Here is an 18439-nt window from a genome sequence, read left to right on the forward strand (position 1 = left end):
AATCTTCAATTTATTGCGCTGTCGATTACAGAAAACAAACAAGTGCCCATTACAGGGCTCTTGTCGCAAGCTATAAGCAACAATGTTACTCAAACCATCTATCGACTTGCGCATATCAGTGATGCCGCATATCAAAGTGACATCAAGCCGGGTACTGTTATTAAACATATTGTCCTCCTATAAATCAGAAGAACAATGATGGTGGCTGATAGCTAAAATATGAAGGTGCAGTTTGTCGGACGCTTACGTATTTTGTAACATCCCGATATCTTGAGACTGAATTTTCATTCGAAAAGGTATGCTTAGCGCTGCATCTTGCAGCGCTTTTTTTTACTAAGGAAGGTGCGAACAAGTCGTCGCACAGCTCTGGCTTTGATAGCAGCGACAGTTCAAGGCATTCAACTGAGGGCATGCCGAGGCCTGCTGAAGTTGAATAACGCCGAAATGGTGTTGCTATCAAAGCCCCGCAGGGCGAGGCTTACAGCGGTATTTGCTGCGTTACAGTTCTTGCGAAGGACTAGGGCCATTCGCTGCAAACTGTGCCTTGCATCTATCCACTTTAAGCACACGCAGAGCAAGTACNCGCACAGCTCTGGCTTTGATAGCAGCGACAGTTCAAGGCATTCAACTGAGGGCATGCCGAGGCCTGCTGAAGTTGAATAACGCCGAAATGGTGTTGCTATCAAAGCCCCGCAGGGCGAGGCTTACAGCGGTATTTGCTGCGTTACAGTTCTTGCGAAGGACTAGGGCCATTCGCTGCAAACTGTGCCTTGCATCTATCCACTTTAAGCACACGCAGAGCAAGTACGGGACTTATTCGCACCTTCCCTAATCTACCTGGTTGCGCCAATCTTGCAGGTAGTACTTGAGGTGCTTCGACTTGCCAATATAGAGCAGGCTCCAGAAGAGAAATAGCGCGTCCAGGCCAAAACTCCAGCTGAAGAGAAAATGGCTGTGAATGAGGCGCTGCAACAGGAGACCGGCATCCAGCATCAAGAGTCCGATCAGCAGAGGTTTGAGTTGATTGAAGGCGGGTCTAAGCCAGAGGGGTGAGCGTTTACGCTCGGCGATCACTAAGCCATAGAGGACCAAGCCGCCAACACCTGCCGCCAAGGCCATTAAGAAGTCAGATTTTTGCGGATAGATGAGGGCCACCAAACCAGCACGATCGCTAGCCTGGGTCAGGGAGGCGATAAACACACACCACCCCCGCGCGATAAAGGCCAGCATCAGGAACAACATGAGCGGCGGCTTAAAGTGCCCCTTATCGTCTAACCAATTAATATGTCCAAAATTCAACGGCGTTCTCCCTCCCCTGTTTCTCTCTATATGGTGATGATGTAGAGGATTTCAACGGCGATTAACAAAAGGCGGTCATGAGAGATAAAAAAAGCGCCATCTCTCGATGGCGCTCCCTGAATCAATTAGTCTTCATTTTATTAGCAAGCACTTTCTTTAATCTAACCATTTCATCATTCAATTGTTTAATACTAACTTCACAATTGGTAAGTTCTGCTAGTGAATCATTATAACCGTCATTAACAAGCTCCTTCCCCAACTCTGTATTATTTTTAATATTTTCAGTTAGGATACCAAGCTTGTGCTTACATAATTTTCCTCTTAGGCCAGCTGGACAATCGCAGGTTACCTTTATATGTTTAGTAATCTTCTCAAAAATGACTACATATGGCACAGCTGCTGTTCCCTGTACATGAAAAGTCCATTTATCCACTTAACTTCTCCTTCACTAGGTTTTCATCCCATATTTCAATACCAAGTGCTTCGGCCTTAGTTAATTTACTTCCAGCCTTTTCTCCAGCTATAAGGAAGTTAGTATTTTTAGAGACACTTCCTAAAACTTTAGCCCCCTTGCTTTCTAAAAGGCTTTTTAAATCATTTCTAGAAAAACTTGTAAAACTGCCTGTTAAAACGAATGTCTTATCTGTAAAAAACGACTCAACAATTTCACTTTCATCGTCACCATTGTAACTCTGTGACCAATGCAACCCAAGTTTCTTTAAAACCAACTCAAGTTTTATAGCATATTCCCTATTACATTGCTCTGAAATATATTTTAGCAACTCTTTCCTACGCTTATCTGTAAGACCATTAATACTCAGTAAACTTTCAAAATTTGCTTCAAATAAATCTTCAAGACTAGGAAACACATCAGACAATATAGATGCTGTAACCTTTGCTATTGTTGGTATATGCAAATTAACAACATAATGTTCCATTTTCGAACGTTCAAAAATATACTTAGAGATTCCTTTCTCTGTTGGTCTTATCTCTACTTGATTGTATAGCTCTTTAATAAAATTCAAGTTAACATCATTACCCATGAAGTCCCTTATTTCACGAGAAACATCTGTACCAACATCGGGTATAAGCAACAAAGCTTCGAATGGACACTTTACTATAAATTCTACTCTACCCAAATGTTTGGCTAATTCTCTAGCTGTTGCATCACCAACTTCTGCTATACCTAAAGCCAATACAAATCTTTCAAGAGAGATAGTCTTTTTATCTTGAATTGCGTCGAAAAGTTTTCTTGCCGAAAGTTCGCCGAACCCCTCTAGGCTCACAAAATCATCATACGAAAGCTTAAATAAATCAGCAGGATTATTAACCAAACCTACATTTATTAACTGCTCAACAATTTTGTCCCCCAACCCATCTATATCAAAGCACTTTTTAGAAACAAAGTAACTAATGGATTCTTTTAACTGAGCCCTACATTTAAGTCCCCCGATGCATTTATGAGTTGCTTGTTCAAAAAAGTGACTTTTAGTTTTTAACTTTTTCTGCTTAACAACTTTCTCTATAGGTGAACCACATACCAAACAATTCTCAGGGAACTTTATAGATTTTGCTTCACTTTGTCTTTTTTCAAGGACAACTGATACTATTTGCGGAATAACGTCTCCTGCTCGCCTAACGATAACAGTATCTCCCTCCCTTAAATCAAGGCGGGCAATTTCATCGGCATTATGCAAGGTGGCGTTAGAGACGGTGACGCCGCCGACAAAGACAGGTTGCAGGCGCGCAACAGGGGTCACGGCGCCGGTGCGTCCCACCTGGAAGTCCACCCCTTCGAGCAGGGTAATCTCCTCCTGGGCCGGAAACTTATAGGCCGTGGCCCAGCGAGGCGCCTTGGCCACAAAGCCCAAGCTCTGTTGCTGGGCGATATCGTTCACCTTAAGCACCACGCCGTCTATCTCATAAGCCAGATCGCCGCGGCGAGTCAGGATGTCCTGATAATAGGCCAGCACACTGGGGATATCGGCGCACACCTTCACTTCGCTGCTCACCGGACAGCCCCACTCCTTAAGCTGCATCAGTTGCTCGAAATGGCTGCCTGCCAGAGGCCAAGTCTCAGGCTCCACCACACCCAAGGCATAGGCATAGAAGGCCAGGGAACGGCTGGCGGTGATCTTGCTGTCTAGCTGACGCAGACTACCGGCGGCGGCATTTCGTGGATTAACGAAGAGTTTCTCGCCGCGGGCGCGGGCCTTATCGTTAACCGCCTCAAAGGCCGCCTTAGGCATGAAGACCTCGCCGCGCACCTCGAGCAGTGGCGGGAAACCGCTGCCCCTAAGTTTCAGAGGCACAGATTTAATGGTGCGGACGTTCTCGGTAATATCCTCACCGACCGTGCCATCGCCACGGGTAGCGGCGCGCTCGAACACACCATCACGATAGAGAATACTCACCGCCAAGCCGTCTAACTTGGGCTCACAGCAAAATGCCGGCGCCTCGGGCAGCTTGTCGCCGACGCGCTTGTAGAAGGCGTTAAATTCCTCTTCGCTAAAGACGTTATCCAGGCTCAACATGGGCTTGAGATGAGTCACCTGGGTGAACTTGCTCAGGGCCTCGCCGCCCACTCTCTGGGTTGGCGAGTCGACCTGTGCCAGCTCCGGATGCTCAGCTTCTAGTGCCTGAAGGCGACGCATGAGGCGATCATATTCGGCGTCGGGGATCGAAGGCGCATCATCGACATAGTAGCGATAGTTGTGCTGATTGAGCTCGTCGGTTAACTGTTTAATCTCATCTTGTATGGCTTGCATGGTTTCTTATCCAGTTTAAGCAACAGAGGCCGCTGATGCGGCCTCTCGTTCAATATCGGTTTAGGGATCACATCTGCGCGCGAATACGCTGTAGGTAAGACTGTTTAGTCTGCTCACTCCAGGCGCCGCGACCACCGTCGAGCACTTCACCGCCGAGATCGTCGGCAAGCTGATGGGCCGAATTAAGCATGATGGAGAAATTCATCAGCGGGTCGCCATAGCAAGGCAGTGTCATAAACAGCACTATGCCCTGAGTGGTAAACTGCTCCATCTCATCTGGGTTGAACACTCCAGGCTTAACCATGTTGGCCAATGAAAACAGCACCTTACCAGTCCCAGCGTTATCTTCATGACGATGGAAGATATCCATTTCACCAAACTTGAAGTTTAGGGTCAGCAGGCTTGGCAACAACTCGGCGCCGTTGAGGGCTTCACCCTCTTTGGCCACCACGTGCAGCACAAGTACATCCTGCGGCTCGCCCAGAGGCGGCTCTTCGGCTACTTGTGGCTCTGGCTTAGACTCAACTTGCTGTGGTTCAACAGGTTGTGCTTGGGTTGGCTGTGCTTGGGTCGCTTGGGTTGGCTGCGCCGCGTCGACCTGAGCCGCGGGGCGCGCTGGCTCCTGCTTGCGCTCGGTGACAGGATCTTCAAACAGCGAGGGCTGCGCCGGCGCCTGACCAAGGCCTAATTCCATCTGCTCAAGTTGGGCATCGGCAACCTCCTCGCTCGGAGTCGCCGACAATACCGGCTCTTGACGCGAACGCGGCGCCTTCTGCTTAGGCTCATCCGACAGAGAGAAGCTCTGTGAAGCCTCTTCAGCCTCGCGCTCTTGTGCCCGCACACCGGCTGGTGTGGCACGACTGCTAGAGGTGGCCTTGGGAATGCCTTGCTCTGCGTTGTTTTTAACGACTCTTACAGGGCCAACGCCATCGGCGTCGAAACCGTCACTGTCACGTGTCTTGTCTGTGTATAGCCCAGTCATGGGCGATTCTTTTAATGATTTAGGTTGCTGCCGCCTAATGGACCAAAAACCATGCACAAGTACCGCGATAATGGCTACCGCGCCTAACACGAACAATACCAGTTGCAAATTTTCCATTGATTACCCTGTTTTTCCCAAAATTATACTGCGTCGGCTAAAGCCACCGCCTCATCGATATCGACGGCAACTATGCGTGAAACCCCTGGCTCATGCATAGTGACACCTATTAGTTGATCGGCCAATTCCATGGTGATCTTATTGTGACTAATATAAACAAATTGCACGCTCTGAGACATCTCTTTCACCAGTCGGCAGAACCTGTCGACATTGGCATCATCGAGCGGTGCATCGACCTCATCCAGCATACAAAACGGCGCGGGATTCAGCCTAAAAATCGCAAATACCAATGATAAAGCGGTTAATGCTTTTTCTCCACCCGAAAGCAGGTGAATCGTACTATTCTTTTTACCCGGCGGCCTGGCCATGATGGTGACCCCCGTCTCCAGCAGATCGTCATCGGTCAGTGCCAGATAGGCGCTGCCGCCGCCAAACACCTTAGGGAAGAGCACGCCGAGATCTTGGTTGACCTTATCGAAGGTCTCCTTAAATCGCGTCTTGGTTTCCCGGTCGATCTTGCGAATCGCCTCCTCCAGGCTGCCGAGCGCCTTGGCCAAATCCGCATCTTGACTGTCGAGATAGGCCTTACGTTGGCTCTGCTGCTCAAACTCTTCAATGGCCGCAAGGTTAATCGCGCCCAGATGTTCAATCTGCGCCCGGGTGCGCTCCAGCGCCTTCTGACGATGGCTTAAGCTGACACTCAAATCCAGCGACGGCTGCACCTGAGCAATCTCCACCTCTTGGCTATTAAGCTGTGCTAACTGACTGTCAATTTGACCTTTTATCCCTTCGCGACGTAACTTTAACGCGCTGATGGCTTGAGTCAAGTGCTCTAACTTGCCAAGTTGTTGTTTTTGCTTGGCACCTATCTCGTCTGCTTGATTTTGCAGCTCTGCCTGCTGAAGGCGAAGCGCATCGAGCCTAGTCTGCACCTCGGCCTGACGTGCCAGGGCTTGATTGAGCTGGGTAGCCATGGCGTCGGTCTGAAGCTTACCGTCGGACTTATCCTGCCCCTCGAGTTGCCCCTGCAACTGAGTTAATTCCTGACGCAGATCGCTCATCTGCCTATCGAGCTGCTCTCCCTGTTGGCGGCTAAGTGCCTGCTCGGTATTGATCGCCTGCAGTGACTGCTGTAGCTGCTGCGACTGTTGCGCCAACGCATGGCGCTCACGCCCCAGGGTCTTATGCTGGGCACGGCGATCGGCAAGGCCGGTCACCTTGCCGTCGGCGGCGCGCTTAAGCTCAGCCAATTGCGCCTCATCCTGGTCGCGGCGACTGGTGAGCTCACCTAGGCTCTGCTCCAGAGTCTCTATCTCGCCGCACTGTTCGTCGAGCTGCACCCTTAGCCTGGTTTGCTGCTCGCTTTGCTGGGCGATGCGTGCCTGGGTCGCCTGGGCCTGCGCCATCAGGCGTTCACGCTCAAGCTGCGTCCCCTGCAGGCTAACATTAAGCTGCGCCAAGCCCTCGCGGCGCTCATCCAGGGCTTGATTAAGGTCAGCAAGCACCGCCTTGCGCTCATCTATCGCCTCGACGCTGGCCTCTATGCTGCTCGCAAGCGCCTGTTGCTCGGCCTTGAGCTGCACCAGCTGACTGCCCTGCTCAGCCTTTTGCAGCACAAATCCCTTACCTAGGATGTAACCATCGGCGGTGACGATACGCTCATCATCCTCAAGCGACTCCAGCTGCGCCTTGGCCTGACTCAGGCTATCGACCCAGGTGAGTCTCGACAGCCAGGGAGACAGGTTGACCTCGCTGCTCAGCCCCGCCCACTGCTGCGGCTCGCATAACTGAAAACCACTCGCTAAGCCTGTAGCATTAGCAGTTTCATCCTCAACCAGCTTGCCGCTGACACTTTGGGTAAGCAGACCATCGAGCAGCAGGTCGACCGCCGCTTCCCAGCCGGGCGAGACCCGAATCGCCTGCCAGAGGGCACGCCCCTGTAGTGGGTCTTCCTTAGGCAAGATGCGCTCGACCACCGCCAGTCGGCCTCGCTCCTCGGCCAGCGACTGGGACAAGGCATCGACCTGTGTCTGGGTCTGACGTGCCTGCTCCTGCAGCTGAGACTGAGCGCCGACGCCCTGGTCAATTTCTCCCTTAAGCTCATCGACTCGCAGGGCTAATCGTTCACACTGGGCATTTTGCAGCGCTAGATTGGCCGTCTCATCCTGATGGGACAACTGCTCTAGCTGCTGGGCGGCGCGCTGATGTTGAGCACTTAGCTGAGTAAGGGCGCTCTGCTTATGTTTCAGCTCACCCTTGGTGAGTTCGAGGCGCAGCTGACATTGATTGACCGCCTGCTTGGCCTGGCTATCGGCCTCCTGCGCCTGCTCAAGCGAGAGCTCAACCTCGCCGAGCTGCTCGTCGAGTATTTCAATCTGCAATTGCAGCGCCTGATGCGCTTGCTGGGCGCTACTGTGACGCTCGTTAAGATCTTCACAGGTCAAGGTGAGCGCCTGATGTTGGGCTTGCAGCAGCGCCAGCTTTTCCTTGTCCTTGGCGATACGCTGCTTGAGGTGCGCGTCTTGTTGCTGGCGGTGCTTCACCTCCTGCTCGAGCTTGGCGATCTGATTGCCATTGAGGTAGAAGGCCTCGACCTGTTGCTGCTCCTGACGCTCTAATTCATCGAGTTTCAGTTTAAGTTCGGTCAGGGTACGCGACAAAGCCTCACGTCCGGCGTCGCCCTCACTCTGAGTGAGCGTCTTTGCCTCTATCTCCTGAGACAACTTGTCATGCTGGGCCGTGAGTTCAAGGTATTTGGCCACCTCGAGCTGCGCCTGTTGTTCCCGCTCTGTCTGTTTCAATGCCCGGTATTGACGCGCGGCCTCGGCCTGCTCGGCCAGTTTGTCGATCTGGCGACCAAGCTCCTGACGGATATCCCCTAAGCGTTCGAGGTTTTCGCGAGTATGCCGGATGCGGTTTTCCGTCTCACGGCGTCGCTCCTTATAGCGGGAGATCCCCGCCGCCTCTTCGATAAAGACCCTCAATTCCTGAGGCTTGGACTCGATAAGACGGGAGATGGTGCCCTGTTCTATGATGGCGTAGCTGCGCGGGCCAAGGCCCGTGCCCATGAAGAGATCGGTAATGTCCTTGCGGCGACACTTCTGCCCGTTGAGAAAGTAGCTGGATTCACCGTCCCGGCTCACCTGACGTTTGACGGCAATCGCCTGATAGCCGGCATACTGACCGCCCAGACGCCCCTGCTGGTTGTCAAAGCTCAGCTCGACGCTGGCGACTGAGACAGGGCGTCTGGCCGAGGAGCCGTTAAAGATAACGTCTGCCATGGAGTCGCCACGCAGATGTTTGGCCGAGCTTTCACCCAGCACCCAGCGCACGGCATCGATGACATTCGACTTACCACAGCCATTTGGCCCAACAATGGCCGTAAGCGGTTGGTTAAAAGGGATTTTAGTGACATCGACAAACGACTTAAATCCAGCAAGTTTTATCTGTGTGAGTCTCATTGTGCCAGTTTGGTCGTCTTCAGGAGGGCGCGCTTTGCATCGCTGTTATTATTGCTTGTCACTTTATCAAAGCATGCCGCATTTTGTAACGTTTTTTCTGCCCGCCGACGTGATTTCACCCTTGTTTTTACAACAGGGCTGACACACAATCGCCCTTAAGCAAGATCTAAGGATATTCAGATAAGACTATGAATCAACAAGCAAGCAAGGCAGCTAAGCCAGCAAAGAGTGGCGTGAACTATTTCCTCGACGGCTTTCGGCTGATCAAACAGCCGGGCCTGAGACGCTTCGTCTTCATCCCCCTCAGCGTCAACCTGGTGCTGTTTGCGGCGGTGATCTACTTCGCCATCGGTCAGCTGGAACAGGTGTTCCAATGGATCAATGGTCAGCTGCCCGATTATCTCAGCTGGCTCAACTTCCTGCTCTGGCCACTGGCGGTGTTGACCCTGTTGGTGGTGCTCTCCTTTGTCTTCAGTTCTGTGATGAACTGGATAGCGGCGCCCTTCAACGGGCTGCTGGCGGAGAAGGTGGAGCAATATCTCACCGGCAAAGACCTTAATACCGGCGGCACTATCGACCTGATAAAGGATCTGCCGCGCATCCTCGGGCGCGAATGGATAAAGCTAAAATATTATCTCCCCAGAGCCATACTGTTTCTTATCCTGTTTTGGGTGCCCTTTATCGGCCAGACTGCGGCCCCCGTGCTCTGGTTCTTGTTTAGCACCTGGATGATGGCGATTCAGTATTGTGACTATCCCTTCGATAACCACAAGGTGCCCTTCAACGACATGAAGTTTGCCCTCAATCAGACCAAGGGCAGCAGCTTTAGCTTCGGCGCCGCCGTGACCCTGTTTTCGATGATCCCCATCATCAACTTTATCGTGATGCCGGTCGCTATTTGCGGTGCCACCTCCATGTGGGTCGACAAATATCGCGACGCCTATCGCAACGCGCACATTGCCCCTGAATAAAGCTCACTTCAAAAGAAAAGGCCTGCAATTGCAGGCCTTTTTATTACGCATCAGGCGCCGCCATATACCTCAGGGGAGCGCTCCTCGACAGGGACTTCTCTGGGCTTAGAGAGGTCGACAACAACCGTTTCTGAGATCTTATCTTGAATCGCCTGACGATTGGCATCCCAATAAATCTGTAAGAACCCCAACAGGCCGGTAGCGAAGCCGGCGCCGTAGCCGCCATAACGACCAAAGGCATCCCACAGGGAGATGCGCGAGGCATCAAGCGGCACCACCCGAATGTTAAGCAGCTTCTTACCTAAGGTCTGGCCATCGAACCAGGCGGTGAAAACGGTAAAATAGAAGGCGGCCCAACCAAAGCCTAAACCGAGATCATTCAATATCCCCTTCGCCCACTCGAGTAGGCTGTAGGGCGAGGGCCTATCTTCCTCATCGAGTTTATCGGCATCGATAACCAGCGGCGTGAGCTTATCTGTAATATCCTGATGGTCTGGCTTTGTGCCGGCAGCAGGCTCTTCGTTAGGCGCTGCGTCACTGGAGGCAAGGTTTGCCTCGGTAGACGTACTAGGGTTTGAAATACCAGGGTTAGACATATCAGGGTTAGACATATCAGGGTTAGACATATCAGGGTTAGACATACCAGGCTTGCTAACCGGCGCTATGTTCGGATAACGCTGAGTCAGACGCTGCATTAGCAGCGCTTTTTCTTGGTCGGAAAGCGACAACTCCTTGATTAATTGAGACACCAGCGCGACCTTTTCACTGTCACTTGCCTTTAAGGTATCGAGGGCGCCAAATAGTGTCGTTAACTTCTCATCGGCGCAGCCTGCCTCCTCACACAGGCTGAAGGATAAGATCTGCGGCATGATTTTCAGTGTCTCTAACGAGTCGGCCTTAAGGCCTGTGGTCTGAGCCGATTTCCCCCCCGCGTCAGCTTTATCACCTTCGCCGTAAGAGATGATATTGTCGCTGGTGACCCAGATAGTCATTAGCAACATGGCAAGATAGAGCCCCCACTTCAGCGCCTTACCCAGTTGGTGGCTGCGACGTTCAATGACCAAGGTTAAACCGACCAAGAGAATAAACAGTGCGCCGGCCTGCTCAGCCAGCACGCTGATCAACAAGGCGTCGATTAACATAGCCAGACCACGCTTGAGCGGCGATGCCAGCGGGGTATAAAGCAGATCTGGCGCAACATGAAAGGCGAAAGGGGTGACGATTGTTTTGGGATCTTTAGTTTTAGGCGCACTGGATTTAGGACTCGGTGATTGATGCGCGGCGATCGGCATATGAGCCGAATCCCCTCTCCTATCGTTTGTGCTAGTCACTCATCTGCTCCCTGCAGTTTATTCCGATTATTTGGGTTAGCGGACTGGATACATTTTGCTAACTTATCAATAGGATCCTCATTAGACCAGCCCCCTCAGTGAGGTATTTATGATATAAGTGGTTGCTTTTATAACAGAAAGGAATAACGAAGATGAAACTATCATTTCTAATGCGCTGAAACCACACTATGATTTAGCTGTATACATAAAGGAGCAAGTAATCCATGAGTAAAATTTTCGAAGACAATTCATATACCATAGGTAATACACCTCTTGTTCGCCTAAATCGCGTCAGCAAGGGAAATGTGCTCGCCAAGGTTGAGGCCCGAAACCCTAGCTTTAGTGTAAAGTGTCGTATCGGCGCGAATATGATTTGGGACGCCGAAAAGAAGGGCTTGCTCACTAAAGATAAAGAATTGATTGAGCCGACTTCAGGTAACACGGGTATTGCGCTGGCCTATGTCGCCGCGGCCCGTGGTTATAAATTAACCCTAACCATGCCAAACACCATGAGTCTAGAGCGTCGCAAGCTGCTTAAGGCGCTGGGCGCCAATCTTGTGCTGACCGAAGGTGCCAAGGGTATGAAGGGCGCCATCGACAAGGCTGAAGAGCTGCGTCAATCAGCACCTGAGAAATACCTGATCTTGGGTCAATTCGACAACCCAGCTAACCCAGAGATCCACGAGAAGACCACGGGTCCAGAGATCTGGAATGACACAGACGGTGAAGTAGATGTCGTCGTTGCCGGCGTGGGCACAGGTGGTACCATCACAGGTGTTAGCCGTTACATCAAGCAAACCCAAGGTAAGGCGATCACCTCGGTAGCGGTTGAGCCCGCAGACTCACCGGTCATTGGCCAGACCATGGCCGGTCAACCCGTGCAGCCTGGCCCACATAAGATCCAAGGTATCGGCGCTGGTTTCATCCCGGCTAACCTAGATCTCGAAGTGGTCGACCGTGTTGAAGCCGTGACCAACGAAGAAGCGATCGAGATGGCTCAGCGCCTGATGAAAGAGGAAGGTATCCTGGTGGGTATCTCTTCTGGTGCTGCCGTGGTTGCTGCAAACCGTATCGCCGAACTGCCAGAATTTGAAGGCAAGAACATCGTAGTGATCCTGCCCTCTGCAGCCGAACGTTACCTCTCATCTGTACTCTTCCAGGGCCAATTTGGCGACGCGGAAAACGTACAGTAAGACTCGCCCTCATCCGGCGCGTTAACTGACCCAAGCCCCCGATAGTTTTTGCTAGCTATTGGGGGCTTATTTTATGGCGCGCAATATCTTATCGATACAGGCGCCCACCGTCTGCTTGAGAAAGTCGCTATCTAGATTGCCACTAATCAGACTCTGATACTCCACCCAACGAATGAGCCCAAGCAGCTGATGGGCATCGGCATTGGCCGAGGATGATCCTAAGGCGGTAAAAAACTGTTCGATAGTCCTGATGAAGCCATTATCCAGCAACTGAATGGCCTCGGCGAGCGCTGGATTACGTAGTGCCTCTTCGTGAAACGCCAGCTCGAGAATGCGATCGTCTTTGTGGCTCACCTGAGTCTGAATATGCTCACAGAGAAACTCGGTCAGATGCACAGCTATGTTATCGAGGGACATCAACTCACTGTCCGCCTTGAGCACCTCGAGCAACTGGAAACTCTTCTCCTCTAGGGTGTTATTCATCCACAGGGTCTTCTCGGCAAAATAGGTTAAGGCGTCACTGATCAGATCTTTGATGTCTTTAAAGTAATAGGTGGTCGAGGCCAGTGGTACCTGCGCCTCGGTTGCCACAGCGCGATGACGTACGCCGCGCACCCCCTCCCTGATGATCAACCGCAGGGTCGCCTCTAAGATAGCCACGCGCCGGGCCTCACCATCGGCCCTGTGGGTGATACGTCCAACATAACTAAGAGGTTGCTGCATTTACCTATCCTTATTAGTCCAAGCCGTCGGCGGCTGAGCCACTTCATATTAACACCTGAGCAACACTTGACCTAGCCCGCAACCCTCACACTCTCCTGCTACTGTGATCAATAACGCTTTGTATCGCCGTTAATTTCAGCTGTCTCTTGTCAGATTTCGCGAGCCAGGTCGATAAATCGACATAGACTTGATGTACTCAACGGGGGATCCGGCTAGAGTGGATGGCATTTCACTCACACAAGCGTCAGGACTCTGATGGACTTTTACCAATCGCCGAAAACGATTTCGGCATTTGATGCCAAATTCGAAGCACAAAAAATCGCATTCGCTCCCATAACCTTCCAGGTTGCCCGTTGTCTGTTAAAATTTGATCTCTTAACGAAAATAGAAGCCGAACCAGGCTTGAGCCGAGCCAGACTCTCAAGCCTAGTTGAGCTGTCAGACTATGCTGTCGGCGTCCTGCTGGATATGGGCCTCAGCATGGGCCTCATCTGGCAAGCAGGGCAAGGTTATCATCTGGATAAGATAGGTCACTTCCTACTTCACGATGAGATGTCCAGAGTCAACCTCAACTTCAATCATGACGTTTGTTATCAAGGGATGTTCGAACTCGACAAGGCACTGGAAAAAGGCGAAGCCAGTGGTTTGAAAGTATTTGGCGACTGGCAGACCATCTACCCCGGCCTAAGCCAGTTGCCTGCGGCAGCTAAGCAGAGTTGGTTCGAGTTTGACCACTTCTATTCGGATCACGCCTTTGGCACTGTGCTGCCGTTGATCTTTAAGGCCCAACCAAAAACCTTGGTGGATATCGGCGGCAACACGGGAAAATGGGCACTGGCCTGTACCCAATACGATGCCGATGTCGATGTCACCATCATGGATCTGCCCGGTCAACTCAAGGTGGCTATGGAAAATGCCAAGGACAAAGGCTTAAGCGAACGTATCCATGGCTTTGAATGCGATCTATTAAAGGCTGATACGCCTTTCTATGAGGGGGGAGATCTCTACTGGATGAGTCAGTTCTTAGACTGCTTTTCACAAGAGCAAATACTTACTATTTTAACATTAGCGAGAGAGCACATGGCGCCCCATAGCGAACTCTGTATCTTGGAGACCTTTTGGGATAGACAACCCTGTGAAGCCGGGGCCTATTGTGTCAATGCAACCTCGCTCTACTTTACGGCGATGGCCAATGGCAACAGCCGTATGTATCACTCCAAAGATCTCCTCAAACTGATCTCATTAGCGGGTCTCTATGTCGATGAAGATATAGACGAGATTGGCTTGGGCCATACACTACTGCGTTGCCGACGTAAACCTTAACACGTCAAATCAAGCCCTTGCGGTAAAACACGTTTAACACCAAACCACACAGACGAGGCCAAGCAAGCGCTAGCCTCTCTATTGTCCAAAAGCTCTACATTATTAGCGCGATAACTTACTGTCGTAATTCAATACCGTTAGCCTTTATTAGGGAAGGTGCGAATAAGTCCCGCGCTTGCTCTGCGTGTGCTTAAAGTGGATAGATGCTAGGCACAGTTTGCAGCGAATGGCCCTAGTCCTTCGCAAGAACTGTAACGCAGCAAATACCGCTGTAAGCCTCGCCCTGCGGGGCTTTGATAGCAACACCATTTCGGCGTTATTCAACTTCAGCAGGCCTCGGCATGCCCTCAGTTGAATGCCTTGAACTGTCGCTGCTATCAAAGCCAGAGCTGTGCGACGANTCCCGCGCTTGCTCTGCGTGTGCTTAAAGTGGATAGATGCTAGGCACAGTTTGCAGCGAATGGCCCTAGTCCTTCGCAAGAACTGTAACGCAGCAAATACCGCTGTAAGCCTCGCCCTGCGGGGCTTTGATAGCAACACCATTTCGGCGTTATTCAACTTCAGCAGGCCTCGGCATGCCCTCAGTTGAATGCCTTGAACTGTCGCTGCTATCAAAGCCAGAGCTGTGCGACGACTTGTTCGCACCTTCCTTAGCACGTTCTGAATTAAATCCCCACCAAAAACCATTTGCAGAAACATATTTTTAACAAGCCTACTCTGACACCTCATATTAACGGCTAATTAATCAGCACGAAAAACGAATGAATTCGCCAAAATCTATGGCATTAGTATTAATCAAAAAGGAGTACAACAAGATTAACCAACATTAAAATAACAAATGAAGAAGAGGGAATTGACAAGACCTTGGTCAAAAATAAATCATTCCCGCAATATTTTTCATAAATTTTGCATTTTTTTTAAATAACAAATTAAACACCAAGAAAACAAACAAAGACAATAAAAATAACAACCTGAAAACCAAAAATAACCACAACAACAACAATTCGGCAACCCAAGGCAACAAAATGTAACACTGCCAGCCACAACAAGAATAACAGCTCAAGTAAAAAACGCAGACAAAGAACTCGATGTGTATTTATTGTTGCGAAAAAGATAACTCACCTACGGCTTTAAACGCTGTATCACCTGTAGCCACCATGTTGCAGTTGTTATCTCTCTATGCTTATATCGAACGCGAGGTAAAGACTTATCAATATAAGTAAACATTTGAAAAGTTTTTACTAAATAAAGTTCAACACATAGAACTGCTCAAAAAAATAGCAATTCAGCAGTATTCAATTCAAAAATAAAATAAGTCTCAGGGAGAAACAAAATGCAGCCTAATTCTATATTGGCTAAAGCTGTGCGTTTCGCATTAATTGGTGGTGCCGCAACGGCAGCACTGAGTGCGCCAGCCGTTTATGCAGCAGATGAAGATAGCGTCGAACGTATCGAAGTTACAGGTTCACGTATTAAGCGCACCGACCTAGAAGGATCTTCACCAGTCACAACTATTAGTGCTGCTGATATTGAAAAAACAGGTGAAATGTCTGTAGCTGACGTTCTTCGTCGTAGCAACATAAACACCTTTGGTTCTTACGCTGAATCTTCAGGCAGTACTTGGCAGAGCCAATCAAACATCTCACTTCGTGGTGCTGGTGCAGACAGAACTCTCGTCCTGCTCAACGGCAAACGTATGCCAGGTTCACCTACTCTAGGTGGAACAGCTGTAAACCTAAACACTATTCCTACAGCAGCCATCGAAAGAATAGAAGTCCTTACGGACGGCGCTTCTGCTGTATATGGTTCTGATGCCGTAGCAGGCGTGGTTAACATTATCCTGAAGAAAAACTTCGATGGTCTTGAGTTTTCTGCAACAGGTACCAACCCGCAACAAGCCGGTGGTGAAGAGTGGAAAGCACACGTAATTGGTGGAGTAAGTGGTGACAAAGGAAGCATGACTTTCTCAATGGAGCACCAGAACCGTGAAATCATTTATCAACGCGACCGTTGGTTCTCAAGTTCAACAAACGTATTAGCGGATAAATATGCAGATACAACAGGTGTATCGGCATATGCTCGTAACTTCTTGAACATGACAACGGGTCAATTTAACCCAATGGCCGCCTGTAAAAATGATAAGATGGTAGGCGGTGGTCATATCTATGACTACGGTGATGGCGACTATATCTGCGGCTATGATTATACCTCTGAAGCAGCTGATCACGCAGCGCGTAAATATACAGCTGGTTACATCAATGCAGACTATGAAATTTCTGATGAAGTTCGCTTCGAAGGCCAAGGTCTGTTCTCTCGTAACGAAACTTTTGGTCGTTATGCACCTGCCGCTGGTTGGTTCAATGTTGATGCTGGTCAAGTAGATATTCAAAACATTGACTCGAATGGTAACAGCACTGGTACAAGTAAAAACCCAGATGCGGGTCGCGTATATTATCGCTTCACCGATGTTGGTACTCGTGACTCTAAGACCATCGACTACAGCACTGATCTCCAGTTAGGTCTGGTTGGCGAACACGACAACTTCGGCTGGGATTTCACCTACCACTACAACTTGGCTGAAAACAGCAACTACGGTTCTGGTTATGTACACCGCCCAACTGTAGAAAACTTAGTGAAGAGCGGCGACTTTAACTTCGGTCCAGAAGGTAACAGCGCTGCAGTTGTTGCAGCGATTAGTCACGACACACTGAAGCAAGACATTATGGAATTCCATAGTGTGAATGCTGGTGTTAACTTCGAGGCAATTGAGCTACCAGCTGGTGATATCGGTTGGTACTTTGGTACTGAGTTCATGCAGTACAAGTATGAATCACGTGTCGATGCAGAGTCATCTGCTGGTGAAGTCATTGGTTCATCAGGTAATGGTTCAGCTGGCGACCGCGATGTATTCGCAGTCTTCGGTGAGTCCATTATCCCTGTAACTGAAGCTTTAGAGCTTAACCTAGCCTTCCGCTACGACGACTACTCTGACTTCGGCTCAGCGACAACCCCTAAAGTTGCTCTCCGTTATCAAGTTCTAGATAACGTGGTACTGCGCGCTTCATGGGGCCAAGGCTTCCGCGCACCGTCACTATCTGACTTATATGCGGCAGATTCATTTAGTGCCGACAGTGCAACTGACTACCACTACTGTGAAATACAAGGCACGTCTCCAGCCGATTGTAAAGCAAAGCAATATGACGTGACTCGTACTGCAAACTCTAAGCTACAGCCAGAAACTTCAGATTTCTATAACCTAGGTGTGATCTGGAACATCACAGACAACTTCAGCACTAAAGTTGAATACTACGATCTGAGCATTGAAGACGTGATCACCTTTGTTTCTCTAAACTCATTGCTTAAAGAAGAGAAAAAAGTGGGTTACGGCAACTTAGCGCTTGGAGATATTAAGCGTGTTGGTGATAATCCTAACGGTAAGATCCTGTCAGCTACTACTCCACAAGTTAACGGCAATGGTTTCGATACTTCAGGTATCGACTTTAACCTGACTTATACCGGTCTAGAGACAGCTGTGGGTGACTTTGGTTCAACCTTCGATCTAACTTATGTCATTGACTACAATGAAGAAGAATACTTCGATGGTCCAGTGAACAACAAGATTGGCCGTAACGGTATGCCAGAATTCCGCTTCACATGGGTGATCGATTGGACATATGGTGACCACAATGCGTCACTGTTGACTCAATACATCGATGGTCAGGCAGAAAAGACAGATCCAAATTCCTACGAGCAAATTGGTTCGCTTTCGTCTCAAACTACATTTGATGCGACCTATAGCTACAACGCTCCTTGGAATGGTAAGTTCACTCTAGGTGTTCGTAACATTACTAACGAAGATCCAGTGTTAGATTCAAACCTGAAATATGATTCTTCTCTGTACAACCTATATGGTCGTACTTATACAGCATCATATACTCAGAAGTTCTAATCTCACAGAGTCTTAATGAAAAAACGGCATCCTAGGATGCCGTTTTTTATTGAAGCTATTTAGTGAGCGACTATTAGGGAAGATGCGAATAAGTCCCTGATGTGAGATCATAGCTACATAGTAAATCACAGCCATTACCGCCCATGAGCCAACAGTTAACTTTTGCCGATAGTGAGTTTTCCAGCAAGCGCCGCCAGACCCGTAAAGAGATTTTCTTATCTCGGATGGACAACCTGTTACCATGGACTCAACTGCTGGAAGTGATTGAGCCCTTTTATCCAAAAGCGGGCAATGGTCGTCGTCCCTATCCACTGGAAACGAT

12 protein-coding genes and 1 pseudogene are annotated in these 18439 nt (G+C 49.8%); 6 read left to right on the plus strand and 7 right to left on the minus strand.

Annotated elements, in window-relative coordinates:
- Positions 1-183 (plus strand): hypothetical protein (locus tag L1D47_RS18520; RefSeq protein WP_239882767.1); only part of this gene is annotated, 183 nt, incomplete at its 5' end.
- A 645-nt stretch (positions 184-828) separates the two neighbouring features.
- Here L1D47_RS18520 and L1D47_RS18525 read toward each other — a convergent pair.
- From L1D47_RS18525 to smc, 5 genes are all read right to left on the minus strand, one after another.
- Positions 829-1299, minus strand: a complete 471-nt coding sequence (locus L1D47_RS18525) for a DUF2919 domain-containing protein (RefSeq protein WP_239886340.1) — start codon at positions 1297-1299, stop codon at positions 829-831.
- A gap of 121 nt (positions 1300-1420) precedes the next feature.
- Entirely contained in the window at positions 1421-1732 is a 312-nt protein-coding gene (locus L1D47_RS18530; RefSeq protein WP_239886341.1) for a hypothetical protein, read from the minus strand.
- Entirely contained in the window at positions 1725-4067 is a 2343-nt protein-coding gene (ligA, locus tag L1D47_RS18535) for an NAD-dependent DNA ligase LigA (RefSeq protein ID WP_239886342.1), read from the minus strand. Before ligA ends, L1D47_RS18530 begins: the two co-directional genes overlap by 8 nt.
- A 67-nt stretch (positions 4068-4134) precedes the next feature.
- On the minus strand, positions 4135-5166 hold the full coding sequence (zipA, locus tag L1D47_RS18540) for a cell division protein ZipA (protein WP_239886343.1): 1032 nt from the start codon (positions 5164-5166) through the stop codon (positions 4135-4137).
- Between the two features lie 23 nt (positions 5167-5189).
- A complete protein-coding gene (gene smc / locus L1D47_RS18545) occupies positions 5190-8627 on the minus strand; it encodes a chromosome segregation protein SMC (RefSeq protein ID WP_239886344.1) in 3438 nt (1145 codons plus the stop codon).
- A gap of 188 nt (positions 8628-8815) precedes the next feature.
- On the opposite strand from smc, the gene cysZ reads away from it, so the two are divergent.
- Positions 8816-9598, plus strand: coding sequence for a sulfate transporter CysZ (gene cysZ / locus L1D47_RS18550; protein ID WP_239886345.1), 783 nt, complete (start codon positions 8816-8818; stop codon positions 9596-9598).
- Positions 9599-9648: 50 nt separating this feature from the next.
- On the opposite strand, the gene L1D47_RS18555 is transcribed toward cysZ, so the two are convergent.
- Positions 9649-10929 (minus strand): RDD family protein, encoded by a 1281-nt coding sequence (locus L1D47_RS18555; RefSeq protein WP_345778774.1) that lies wholly within the window; start codon positions 10927-10929, stop codon positions 9649-9651.
- A 224-nt stretch (positions 10930-11153) separates the two neighbouring features.
- Here L1D47_RS18555 and cysK point away from each other — a divergent pair, with 224 nt between their 5' ends.
- Positions 11154-12122 (plus strand): cysteine synthase A, encoded by a 969-nt coding sequence (gene cysK, locus L1D47_RS18560; RefSeq protein ID WP_041509491.1) that lies wholly within the window; start codon positions 11154-11156, stop codon positions 12120-12122.
- A gap of 66 nt (positions 12123-12188) precedes the next feature.
- Here cysK and L1D47_RS18565 read toward each other — a convergent pair whose 3' ends face one another.
- A complete protein-coding gene (locus L1D47_RS18565) occupies positions 12189-12845 on the minus strand; it encodes a TetR family transcriptional regulator (protein WP_239886346.1) in 657 nt (218 codons plus the stop codon).
- A gap of 255 nt (positions 12846-13100) precedes the next feature.
- Between L1D47_RS18565 and L1D47_RS18570 the strand changes: the two genes are divergently transcribed.
- The 3 genes and pseudogenes from L1D47_RS18570 to L1D47_RS18580 all read left to right on the plus strand — a co-directional run.
- Positions 13101-14168: a class I SAM-dependent methyltransferase gene (locus tag L1D47_RS18570; protein WP_239886347.1), complete on the plus strand. Its 1068-nt coding sequence runs from the start codon at positions 13101-13103 to the stop codon at positions 14166-14168.
- 1333 nt (positions 14169-15501) lie between these two features.
- Complete coding sequence (locus tag L1D47_RS18575) at positions 15502-18117, plus strand: TonB-dependent receptor (RefSeq protein ID WP_239886348.1); 2616 nt, start codon at positions 15502-15504, stop codon at positions 18115-18117.
- A 143-nt stretch (positions 18118-18260) separates the two neighbouring features.
- A pseudogene (locus tag L1D47_RS18580) lies at positions 18261-18439 on the plus strand (IS5/IS1182 family transposase); the annotation flags it as partial.

It is taken from the genome of Shewanella sp. Isolate7, from assembly GCF_022398425.1.
Lineage (GTDB): Bacteria > Pseudomonadota > Gammaproteobacteria > Enterobacterales > Shewanellaceae > Shewanella.

Excerpts from the sequence above, each read along its gene's own strand:
- ligA (WP_239886342.1), bottom strand. The coding sequence starts at position 4,067 with ATGCAAGCCATACAAGATGAGATTAAACAGTTAACCGACGAGCTCAAT.
- zipA (WP_239886343.1), bottom strand. The coding sequence starts at position 5,166 with ATGGAAAATTTGCAACTGGTATTGTTCGTGTTAGGCGCGGTAGCCATT.
- smc (WP_239886344.1), bottom strand. The coding sequence starts at position 8,627 with ATGAGACTCACACAGATAAAACTTGCTGGATTTAAGTCGTTTGTCGAT.
- cysZ (WP_239886345.1), top strand. The coding sequence starts at position 8,816 with ATGAATCAACAAGCAAGCAAGGCAGCTAAGCCAGCAAAGAGTGGCGTG.
- cysK (WP_041509491.1), top strand. The coding sequence starts at position 11,154 with ATGAGTAAAATTTTCGAAGACAATTCATATACCATAGGTAATACACCT.
- L1D47_RS18565 (WP_239886346.1), bottom strand. The coding sequence starts at position 12,845 with ATGCAGCAACCTCTTAGTTATGTTGGACGTATCACCCACAGGGCCGAT.
- L1D47_RS18570 (WP_239886347.1), top strand. The coding sequence starts at position 13,101 with ATGGACTTTTACCAATCGCCGAAAACGATTTCGGCATTTGATGCCAAA.
- L1D47_RS18575 (WP_239886348.1), top strand. The coding sequence starts at position 15,502 with ATGCAGCCTAATTCTATATTGGCTAAAGCTGTGCGTTTCGCATTAATT.